This window comes from Aquimarina celericrescens (genome assembly GCF_042682765.1).
Classification (GTDB): Bacteria; Bacteroidota; Bacteroidia; order Flavobacteriales; family Flavobacteriaceae; genus Aquimarina; species Aquimarina celericrescens.
The window spans coordinates 46043-57707 of sequence record NZ_JBHUHY010000016.1 but is presented as its reverse complement, the minus strand read 5'-3'; the positions used below and the strand labels follow the sequence as shown (position 1 = coordinate 57707).

The window sequence follows — 11665 nt, the reverse complement described above, 5'->3', positions numbered from 1 at the left end:
GAACTAAAAAACAACTAATTTAAAAAATGAAGAAAAAGCTAAAAGTTCTTATGATTGATGATCATCCTATGATTATCGAAGGGTATAAGAATACCTTATTAGGTGAAAACCAAAAAGAATATCAGATCAAGATCGATATTGCATCAAATTGTGATGATGCATACGAAAAAATTGTTAAGTCTTCAGAAACGATACCCTATGATATGCTTTTTGTAGATATAAAACTACCTCCATCTTCAGACGGTACGATTACCTCTGGAGAAGATTTGGCAAAACATGCAAAAGAACTGCTTCCAAAATCAAAGGTGATTATTTTGACTATGCATCGAGAAGATCATAGAATTCACAATATCCTTAAAAATATTAATCCTGCTGGTTTCCTTATAAAAAGTGATTTAACATCAAGCGAATTGCTTTTAGCATTCAATAATATAGTAAAGGGTAAGGCGTATTATAGCGCTACGGTAAATGATCATTTTAGAAAAATGATGACTAATAAATTTTCTCTGGATGAGAAAAATTTAAAAATACTCTACCATTTATCTCGGGGTGTAAAAACAAAGAATCTCCCTAATTATGTAAGCTTATCTTTGAGTGCTATAGAAAAAAGAAAAAATCAAATCAAAGAAATGTTTTCTATCTCAAAAGCAGACGATCAAAAGTTATTAGAAGAAGCTCGTAAAAGAGGATTTATATAATCTTAAATAAGAAATGAATTATAAAAGGGATCGGTTTTGATCCCTTTTTTGATCGATTAAAAGCAAAATAAGTCAATTTACGTTTTGATAATGCCCGATTTTAATCTGGTATTTTATTTATATTGGTTTATAAGGTCTTTAATAACGATGATGAAGATTTTTCTATTTTCTTCAAAAACAGTCATATTTATTTTATATTAGTATATTTGGGAGTCCCTAAATCTAAACCTAAATGCAATGATTAGAATTCCTATTCTATTTCTATTGTTAATATCTCTATTGACAAGAACCTCCCTGGTAGCCCAGCAAGATGCTCAATATACCCAATACATGTATAATACAATTAGCGTTAATCCTGCTTATGCAGGTAGCCGTGGCGTAATGAGTATCATGGGATTGCATCGCAGTCAATGGGTTGGTTTGGAGGGTGCACCACGTACTCAAACGTTAACGCTTAATACGCCCATAGGGGATAACGAACGTGTGGGCCTTGGATTCTCTATCGTTAATGATGAAATAGGTCCTACCGATGAAACCTATTTTGGAGTTGATTTTTCATACACCATTCCAACTTCAGAGGAAGGAAAATTAAGTTTTGGATTAAAAGCAGGAGGACATTTGTTAAACATTGATTTTCTTCGCCTGACTCAGTTTAATGCTAATGACGCACTTTTTGAAGCAAATATTGATAATAAATTTAGTCCACAAGTAGGTATTGGGGCATACTACCATACAGAAAAATTTTACTTTGGATTAAGTGCACCAAATTTATTAGAAACTGATCATTTTGATGAAAGTACAACCAGTAGTGATAGTGATGCGGTAAGCTTTCTGGCAGAAGAGCGTATTAACTATTATTTAATCTCGGGATATGTGTTTGATATCAACCCTGATCTTAAATTGAAACCGGCTATACTTACCAAATTAGTATTTGGGGCCCCTTTGCAGGTTGATCTGTCTGCCAACTTTTTATTATACGATCGTTTAACTCTGGGAGCAGCCTATCGATGGAGTGCGGCGGTTACCGGGCAAATAGGTTTTCAGATTTCAGATGCCATGATGATAGGTTTTGCTTATGATCGGGAAACTACAGAACTTGGACAAGCACAATTTAATGATGGCAGCTATGAAGTAATGTTACGGTTCGAACTCTTTAAAAAATATAATAGAATGTTAACGCCACGTTTCTTCTAAACGAAATATCATTCCTAAGAAATAAACAAAACCAAGACAGATGAATTTGAACAACTACATGGTACATCTATCCTTATGCATATTAATATCTTTTATGTCATATTCTCAGGAAAAACGTCTCGAAAAGGCAGACGAGAGTTTTAATCGTTTTGCTTTTGTAGATGCACGTAAAATATACCTCCAGGTTGCCGAGAGTGGTTATGAGTCATTAGAATTGTTTAAAAAATTGGGAGATTCCTATTATTTTAATGCACAACTAGAAGAGGCTGTAACCTGGTATGAGAAATTAACTAGTAATTATGCAGAAGAAATAGATCCAGAGTATTTATTTAGATATTCTCAAAGTTTAAAAAGTGTCGAGCGTTATGACGAAGCAGATAAGGTCATGGAAAAATTCATTACCCTTACCGGAAATGATCAAAGGGCTGAATATTTTATGAATACCAGGGATTATTTAAAGTTTATTGAAATGCAATCAGGGAAATTCAGGTTGTTGAAATTGAGTGTGAATTCCAAATTTTCTGATTATGCCCCCAGTTTTGACAATCAAGGACAATTGGTATTCGCATCTTCAAGAGGTGGTGGTAGTGGTATGACTAAAACAATCCACGAGTGGAACGAAATGCCGTTTCTGGATTTGTTTGCCTCTAATATGATTGCAGCTAATGGGATTCTTCAAACTCCCAAAAAACTGAAAGGTAAAATCAATTCAAAGTTTCACGAATCATCAACTTCCTTTAGTCAGGATGGTAAAACGGTATATTTTACAAGAAATAATTATACCAAGAAAAAATTAGGATCCAATACACAAGGAACTATTTTGTTGAAAATTTACAGAGCAACACTCGAAGAGAATAAGTGGACAAACATAGAAGAACTACCTTTTAATAGCGATGAGTATTCTGTAGCACATCCCGCACTTACCGCAGATGGAACCAAACTCTATTTTGCTAGCGACATGCCAGATAGTAGAGGGCTTTCAGATTTGTATGTTGTAGATATTAATACCGATGGAACCTTTGGAGAACCAAAAAACCTTGGTGATAAAATTAATACTGAAGGTAGAGAAACATTTCCATATGTTAGTGACTCTGGGAGATTATATTTTGCAAGCGATGGGCATATAGGTTTGGGTGGATTAGATGTTTTTGTTGCTGTTCCCGAAGGGCTTGATGAATTTTCAATACCGTATAATGTAGGAAAACCGGTTAACAGTGATGAAGATGATTTTACCTTTGTTCTTAATGAAACTACCAAAATAGGATACTTTGCAAGCAATCGTTCAGGAGGGAAAGGAAATGATGATATCTACAGTTTTAAACAAACCGGAGAATTAATTACTGAATGTAATCAATACGTAACCGGTGTGGTCACCGATGCTACTTCTAAAGAAAAACTGGAAGAAGTAGAAGTTATCTTAATGGATGATAAGAATAATGAATTGCAACGAACGACTACGGGAAAGGATGGAAAATACAAATTTGATCTCGAATGTGACATAGCATATATAGTAAGAGCTACAAAGGCTACATACACCCCAACAGAGACCTTACTTACTACTAATAATGTATTAGAGTTTGAACATGACCTTGCCTTACAACTTACTCAAGGAAGGTTAGATGGTCGAAAAGAATTCCGTCGTGGGGACGACTTAGCATTAATATTAGATTTAGAACCTATTTATTTTGACTTGAACAAATTTTTGATCCGTCCTGATGCTGAAGTGGAGCTACAACAAATAATTGCCGCGTTAAAAGAATATCCTCAACTGAAAATAGATGTAAGATCACATACCGATAGTAGGGCAGATGATAATTACAATATGTTGTTAAGTGAGAAAAGAGCTAAAAGCACTATCAAGTATATTATAGAAAAAGGAGGTATTGATCCGTCACGTGTCACCGGAAGAGGTTATGGCGAAACTGCTTTAGTTAATAAGTGTTCCAATGGTGTAGAATGTAGTGATGAAGAACATCAGCTCAATCGAAGAAGTGAGTTTATTGTTGTTGAATAAGACGTGTTGCGAAATATTCAAGATGGAAATCAAGTTTTAATCTACAATCACAAATTAAGATAAGCTTTTGCTAAAGAATTTCTTTTTTAAACTATTTACTATAGGATAACTAGAGTATTTCCGTACATTTTTTTTGAAACAGAATGCTCAATGGATGTTTTATACAAAAACATATAAATGGTAATACAGTACAATTTTTATAGTAGAAGCGTAAATTTTAATAGGTAAACGAAGGATACTTTTACAGGATTTTTATAAGAAAATTCAAATTCTGGACTGGACAAGAGATGAAGTAATCTGAAAATAAAGTGGTTAGGCCCGGTTCTAAGATTTTGAACACTCAAAAGCCGTTAAGTTTTGATGAATACATCATTGTTATGGTTTAACCATAATAATTAGGTGGTTTTTTAGTAATTTAATTTAACAAATTGTAACTATATTTAAATATCGTTTTAAGAGAAAAATTGACATTGTAGTTTTAGTATAAAAAAAAGCTTATTTCTTACCCCACCCTGAGCTTTTTTAAGTACAATTACGTAGTATTGTGCAAAAGTTCAAGACTATTGTATTAGTACATTTCACAAATGTTTTGAATGATTACATAAGTAAGGGAGCATATAATCTAGGAATACGTAAAAAAATAATCAATTAATATCCTTTTTTGGGATGTTTGGTAAATTTAGTATACAATATGATCAATAATTAATTATGAATGATGAAAAAATATGAAGTCTAATGTCTAGACATGTTGTTGCTTATTTTTAATAAGTGATAGCCTAAAAAAAACAACCCCGCTATTTGTAAAACTTTGGCGAGCCGACAAAAGCAGGGTCTGAATAACAATTAATTGAATAAATTAATCATTATGAGTACAATATTACTTCTTACAAGTATAAGATATGTTCTATGTCTAAGAGTAATTTCTCTTTATTGTAAAGAAAAATGCATACTTCCTATTTGCATTAAATTTCAAACGAAATATAGGGATTCTTTAACTTTTCTACGGTATCCCCGTAAAACTTTTAGCACTTTCTTAACAAGTTTAGTGATGCGTTACTCTGTATTACTCCATGGTTTTTTTAACTCAATTAAGCTTAACATTTTGACTATCAAACATGTTTTGGTGTTTTTAATTCTATCTGTTCCTTAAATAAGGGAATCTTATTATCCTGACACTTTAGGTGAAAATTTAATAGGATCTATTTAAATATCAAAGTGATAGGATTGTTAAAAGCGATTAAAAAAAAATTAAAATATAGTACAAGTTATTGAAAGAGGAGAATTAGACTATTTAACAATTTACTTGATGAATAGTTGAAAGATGCATTTTGACGATGTGTTTACTTTAAACCCCCTGTTTTTAGGGGTAATTTCAGGGGGTTTTAACCTTAAGATATACTTGGTAATAAAAACATAAACTGTTCATTGCTTAAGTGATTAGTTGAAAGATGCATTTTGACGATGTGTTTACTTTAACCCCCCTGTTGTTAGGGGTAATTTCGGGGGGGTTTCTTTATCATCGCAGTATAGAATTTAGAATAAAATATGATATCTTCTCATAATTTGACAAGTTTAAATGCTTGTCATTTGCTAAGTGTTTTTTTATAGAATGTAGATTTCTGTGGAGCTGCCGGGTTCATATCCTGGTAGCTTTTTTATATTTTAGCGGTTATGGTAGATATAAAACTTCTAGAATACTTAGAAACCTTTCTTACTCCACGACGTCTTGAATTATATAAAAAGGTACTGGAAAAAAGAACCAATCATTTTACAGTGGCCGTTGAAGATGTATATCAATTACATAATACTAGTGCAGTGATACGTAGTTGCGATGTTTTTGGTATCCAGAACGTTCATGTAATTGAAGAAGTCAATGTAAAACGTATTGATAGAGAAATAGCAATGGGAGCTCAAAAATGGGTAGATATTAATCGCTATCTCACTACCAGGGAATGTTTAAAAGAGCTAAAAGAAAAAGGATATCAAATTGTAGCCACAACTCCCCATGATGATTCTAAGGTCTTAACAGATTTTGATGTGACAAAGCCTTCAGCTTTTTTCTTTGGCAGAGAGCAACAAGGGTTAAGCAATTTGGTGCTTGAGGCAGCAGATTGCAAATTACATATACCCATGGTCGGTTTTACCGAAAGTCTAAATATTTCAGTTTCAGCTGCTATAATTTTACAGCACGTTACTTCAGAATTAAGAAGAACAGATATTATTTGGCGATTATCAGAACAGGAAAAATTAGAAAAACGAATGGAATGGGCCAAGAAGGTAATCAAAAGTCACGAGCAGATTATTGCACGATATCATGATAATATGTAACTTTATAAGAACTAACAACTATACGTTATGGTTATCTGGTTCGAAATTCCTGTTACAGATATGAGTAGGGCAAAAGCTTTTTATGAAAATGTCTTTGGTATTGAGATTGATTTGCAAAAAATGAATGGCCTTGAAATGGGATGGTTTCCTAATAAAAATCAGACAGGTATGGCTACTGGGACATTGATACGAGCAGGAGAACACTATAAACCATGCAATGATGGGGTTTTGGTATATTTTTCATGTGAAGACGTAGCTAATGAAATTAGTAGAGTAGAAGTAGCGGGAGGAAAGGTCATTTCAGATAAAAAACAAATATCAGAAAATCATGGCTTTATGGCTAGTTTTATCGATTCTGAAGGCAATAGAATTGCATTACATTCCGAGAGATAAGAGTGCTACTTTCTGTCTAATACCTTGTATTCCTCATAGCATTCACTTATGGCATCCAATATTTGAAGATCGTTGGCAAATTTTATAAAATCGACTGAGTAATTGCAATTTCTAAGAATTTCATCAATATCTAAACGTTCTACTTGCAAAAGGGCCATTAAAGTTTCACGATCAAATTTATTTTCGAGTAAATTCCTAATTTGATCATCTTTCTTCATTTTCCGCAGTTTTCTAAGTTCTTTAGAGCGTTTGCTAAAAATATTATATAAAAAATCTGCAGGGTTAAAAATAGCACCCAGTACTTTGTTAACAGCTCCTGGTTGCCTACTGCCACCTTCATACCCTGAGTTTAGTCCCGAAATACTGTATCTATAGTTATTGTATACCGGAATTCTCTTAGCATCAATTTCTAGATATCCGGTTAATTGTATATCAGCGACTATTACTTCTTCCAAGGCAATTCCTAGCTCGGTCATTTTAATTTTCACGTCACCAAACTTGATCCAGTCGTTGGTAACTCGTACTCTAATTGGTTTGTAACCAATATATGAAAAGTATAGCGTATCATTTACCTGTGCCTGAATGGTAAAATCACCTTCACCATTAGTAATAGTACCAATCACTTGAGAAAGGTTAACGATATTAACATTTTCAAGCTTTTGGTCTGTTGCGGCGTTGAGCACTTTTCCAGAAACTGTCTCTGTATTGTTTTCCTGTGCAAATGCAGTTGCACTTTTTGCAAGTACTAGTATGTAAAATAGTATTCTCTTCATATAATAGTATGACGTTCTATATATATTAAGATAACATAAAAATCGCGCCAAAAATCATATTACTATGTTAATGTATATAATTTATCTTCGATCGCTACGTTTTCTACGATCTCTTCTTCGGTTACCACCCTCTCGGCTACTCTCATTAGAATCGAAACGCTTTTTTCCTTTAGGTTTAAACCCTTCGCTTCTTCGTTTTCCTTTAAAACCACCGTCACTGGTATCACGGCGACGTTTACTACCTCTACGGTTTCCAGAACCTTTAGAAACTTCAACATTTACTTTACGGCCTTCCATCTTAAAGTCTTCAAAAACAGCAAGTACTCGTTCTTGATACTCTGCACTGGTATTGAAAAAAGAAAAACTTTCTTTTACATCAACGCGACTTAAAGAATCACTTCCAAGTTCTAATACTTCTTTTAAGAAGTCCTTTAAGGTCATCCAGTCAAATCCGTCTTTTTCACCAACATTGATAAAATATCGTGTGCTTCCATCACCTCCAGAATCTCTCGCGCTATCTCCCCCTATAACATTAAGGTCTCTTGCATTTTTATAATAATTGTGGAAACGTGAAAATTCAACAGAAAAAAACTTTTTAATTAACTCTTCTTTGGAGAAGTTTTCTAAAACTTCATTAATAGAAGGAAGGTAACTATCGATCTCATGGTTTATTTCTGCTTTTGCAATATCACTTGCCAAATGAAACAATTGTACCTGACATATCTCTTCTCCATTCGGAATTTCTTTCTTTTCGAAATTCTTTTTGATAATGCGCTCAACAGATTTTATTTTTCTTACCTCACTTTTTGAAACGATTACCATCGACACACCACTTTTTCCAGCACGTCCTGTTCTTCCGCTACGGTGCGTATAGGTTTCTATTTCATCAGGTAATTGATAATTGATGACGTGAGTAACATCATCTACATCGATTCCTCTTGCTGCCACATCAGTCGCCACCAACATTTGTATTTGTCGATTTCTGAAGCTCTTCATAACCATATCGCGCTGATTTTGACTTAGATCTCCATGCAATGCTGCGGCATTATATCCATCTCCTATGAGGTTTTCTGCTACTTTTTGAGTATCTCGTTTAGTACGACAAAAGATAACCGAAAAGATGTCTGGATTGGCATCTGCAAGCCGTTTTAAGGCAGCATAGCGATCACGGGAATTAACCACATAATATTCATGAGAAACATTCTTAGAACCCGTATTCTTATGACCTACGGTAATTTCTACCGGGTCGTGCATAAAACGTTTGGCAATGGTCGATACTTCTTTGGGCATAGTAGCCGAAAACAACCAGGTGCTTTTTTCATCCGGAGTGTTAGATAATATAGCTTTGATATCTTCATAAAACCCCATATTGAGCATCTCATCTGCTTCATCTAATATGCAGTAATCAATATTAGAAATATCAACCATTTTACGATTGATCATATCCTGCATGCGTCCAGGAGTTGCTACTACAATTTGAGCACCTCGTTTTATTTGTTTGGCCTGATCAGTAATACTTGCCCCTCCATAAATAGCCACAGTATTAAGTCCAGGGATAAATTTTGAGTAATTCTTAAGCTCGTTGGTAATTTGTAAGCAAAGCTCACGAGTGGGGGACAGGATTAGTCCTTGCGTAATTCTGCTGCTGCTATCTATTTTCTCGATTAAAGGAAAACCGAAAGCGGCGGTCTTTCCTGTTCCTGTTTGAGCTAACGCTACAATATCTGTATCCTTTTCAAGCAAGATAGGGATTGCCTTTTCCTGTACTTCACTAGGGGTTTCAAATCCCATATCATTCACCGCCTTAATTATGGCTTCACCCAGTCCTAACTCTTCAAATTTGTTCATATAGTAAAAATAAGCCGCAAAGGTACGGTTTATTATTTGTCTACAACAATAACGAGATACTTATTATGGTGTTGCAGTATAAGGTTTTAAATTAAGGNATTATGAATTATGAATTATGAATTATGAATTATGAATTATGAATTATGAATTATGAATTATGAATTATGAATTATGAATTATGAATTATGAATTATGAATTATGAATGCGAGGTTTATTCTTATTTATCTAATTACCGTCAACTATCAACTATCAACTATTTAACAATTTCAATTTCAAAAAGTTTGTCCCAATTTTTTCCGGTAACAAATAATTGATTTGTGTTGGCTTTGTAGGCGATACCATTTAGGACATCTAAATCAGAATGTTGAGACACTTTTTTTCGTAATCCCGAAAGATCGATTACAGCTTCAAGAGCACCATTTTTTGGATTAATAACTGCAATACCATCTTTTTGCCAGGTATTTGCATAGATCTTACCATTGATCCACTCTAATTCATTGAATTTAGATTTAACTCCCTTGTTTGTAGTCACTTCTATATAATCTTTTTCAACAAGAGTTTTAGAATCGAGAAGCCATATTTTTTGCGTACCATCACTCTTATAAATAATGTCGCCGTCGTTACATAGTCCCCAACCTTCTTTACTTTTGTTGTAGCTAAAAGTGCCTGTTTTGTCTAAAGTTTTTAGATCATAGATAAAACCTTCTTTGGATCGCCAGGTCAATTGAATTATTCTATTGTTTAGAATAGTAATACCTTCTGCAAAAAACTGTTTTGGTACTTCTTTTTTCAGAAGCACCTCTCCGGTTGTATAATTTACTTTTCTTAAGGAAGACTTACCATTTTTTCCTGTGCTTTCATATAGAGTGTCACCAAAAAATTCTAACCCCTGGGTAAAAGCCTTTTTATCATGAGGGTATTCTGCAATGATTTTATAAGAGTATAATTTGGGTGAGGCATTGTTAAGAAAAACTATCTTTTTGGTTATCGTATCGATGTTTCCGTTATAAAATACTTGAGCCTTCAGGATATGATTTCCCAATTTTTCATCATCTATTTTTTCTTCATAAGTAAAATCACGATTGGCAGTAATTCTTTTATTATTCAACAAGTATGTAACAGAATCAATTTCTATATTTTTATCATTCCTAATAGAAGCTTTTATAGTTTCCCCCAGTTTAAATATTGCCTGATTGTTATCTGTAACAATGCTAAAGTAACTTTTTTTCTTATTTTGATTACTCCCACAAGAAAAAAAGAGTATGCTTAAGGCTATGATGCCGAAGAGATTACGAATGTTCATTTTAATAATTAAAATTTAGAGCAAGATATTTATTTTAATTGGGTTTGAAAAATGATTGTAATATTAACTAAAGGTTGTATCTTTGCACCCGGCAAGTCCTACACAACCAGCTCCTGTTGAATCCTCCAGGGCGGGAACGCAGCAAAGGTAAATGGTCGTAGCGGTGTGATGTAGGTAGCTTGCCTTTTTTTGTGCCCAATTGTTAGCAAGATTATTTTTGATTTCTTCATAATAATTCGATAATCTTTAGTCGTGATTCGCAAATCATAATTGTATATTTGCGCCCATGAACAGAGATCAAAAATCTACGGTTGTTTTAATAACAGGTGGTTCTTCGGGAATAGGTAAATCAATAGGAACATTTCTTAAAGATAAAGGATATATAGTTTACGGGACAAGTCGTAACCCCGAAAAATTTAAAAGCTTTGAATCATTTGCATTATTACAACTTGATGTTGCCGATGTTGATAGTATAGAAACTGCAGTTCGCCATATCGAACAAAAACATGGGCGATTAGATATATTGATCAATAATGCAGGTGCAGGGATTATGGGAGCAATAGAAGAAGTACCCCATGTAGAGATATTAAAAAACTTTACAACCAATTATTTTGGGCCTATACATGTTACCAAAGCCGTTTTACCTTTGATGCGTAAACAAGGTCATGGTTTGATCATTAATATAACCTCAATAGCTGGCTACATGGGATTGCCTTACAGGGGGATTTATAGTGCCTCTAAAGCAGCTCTTGAAATGACAACTGAAGCTTGGCGTATGGAATTAAAGGGTTTTAATATTAAGATGGCTAACGTTGCTCCTGGAGATTTTGCTACCAATATTGCAGCAGGTCGATACCATGCCCCGGTGAGAGAAGGGTCTCCTTATGCAAAATCTTATGGCAACGCACTAGAACTCATAAATGAGCACGTAGATGAAGGAAGTGATCCTCAAGAAATGGCAAAAGCAGTTTATAGGATTATCAAAACTAAGAATCCGAAAATACATTATAAAGTAGGGGCATTTATGCAAAAGTTTTCTATTGTGCTAAAGCGCATTCTACCAGATAAAACTTACGAGAAATTATTAATGAATCATTATAAAATTAAATAAAC

General features: G+C 33.8%; 9 protein-coding genes and 1 other RNA gene. 7 read left to right on the top strand and 3 right to left on the bottom strand.

Annotation, left to right across the window (positions count from 1 at the left end):
• Positions 1–26: 26 nt before the first annotated feature.
• The 5 genes from ACFSJT_RS15315 to ACFSJT_RS15295 all read left to right on the top strand — a co-directional run bounded on the left by ACFSJT_RS15315 (position 27) and on the right by ACFSJT_RS15295 (position 6627).
• Entirely contained in the window at positions 27–698 is a 672-nt protein-coding gene (locus ACFSJT_RS15315) for a response regulator (protein WP_378321189.1), read from the top strand.
• A gap of 237 nt (positions 699–935) precedes the next feature.
• Positions 936–1892 carry a PorP/SprF family type IX secretion system membrane protein gene (locus tag ACFSJT_RS15310; protein ID WP_378321188.1) on the top strand — a complete coding sequence of 319 codons (957 nt, stop codon included), beginning with the start codon at positions 936–938 and terminating at the stop codon, positions 1890–1892.
• Positions 1893–1932: 40 nt separating this feature from the next.
• Entirely contained in the window at positions 1933–3906 is a 1974-nt protein-coding gene (locus ACFSJT_RS15305) for an OmpA family protein (RefSeq protein ID WP_378321187.1), read from the top strand.
• Between the two features lie 1671 nt (positions 3907–5577).
• Positions 5578–6234, top strand: coding sequence for a TrmH family RNA methyltransferase (locus tag ACFSJT_RS15300; protein WP_378321186.1), 657 nt, complete (start codon positions 5578–5580; stop codon positions 6232–6234).
• A gap of 27 nt (positions 6235–6261) precedes the next feature.
• A complete protein-coding gene (locus tag ACFSJT_RS15295; RefSeq protein WP_378321185.1) occupies positions 6262–6627 on the top strand; it encodes a VOC family protein in 366 nt (121 codons plus the stop codon).
• Positions 6628–6632: 5 nt separating this feature from the next.
• On the opposite strand, the gene ACFSJT_RS15290 is transcribed toward ACFSJT_RS15295, so the two are convergent.
• The 3 genes from ACFSJT_RS15290 to ACFSJT_RS15280 all read right to left on the bottom strand — a co-directional run bounded on the left by ACFSJT_RS15290 (position 6633) and on the right by ACFSJT_RS15280 (position 10552).
• Positions 6633–7400, bottom strand: a complete 768-nt coding sequence (locus ACFSJT_RS15290) for a carboxypeptidase-like regulatory domain-containing protein (RefSeq protein ID WP_378321184.1) — start codon at positions 7398–7400, stop codon at positions 6633–6635.
• 81 nt (positions 7401–7481) lie between these two features.
• Positions 7482–9248 (bottom strand): DEAD/DEAH box helicase, encoded by a 1767-nt coding sequence (locus tag ACFSJT_RS15285; RefSeq protein WP_378321183.1) that lies wholly within the window; start codon positions 9246–9248, stop codon positions 7482–7484.
• A 254-nt stretch (positions 9249–9502) separates the two neighbouring features.
• Positions 9503–10552, bottom strand: a complete 1050-nt coding sequence (locus ACFSJT_RS15280; RefSeq protein ID WP_378321182.1) for a glutaminyl-peptide cyclotransferase — start codon at positions 10550–10552, stop codon at positions 9503–9505.
• Between the two features lie 89 nt (positions 10553–10641).
• On the opposite strand from ACFSJT_RS15280, the gene ffs reads away from it, so the two are divergent.
• Positions 10642–10740: signal recognition particle sRNA small type (gene ffs / locus ACFSJT_RS15275), an RNA gene on the top strand.
• Positions 10741–10838: 98 nt separating this feature from the next.
• Positions 10839–11663, top strand: a complete 825-nt coding sequence (locus ACFSJT_RS15270; protein WP_378321181.1) for an SDR family oxidoreductase — start codon at positions 10839–10841, stop codon at positions 11661–11663.
• The last annotated feature ends 2 nt before the right edge of the window (positions 11664–11665 follow it).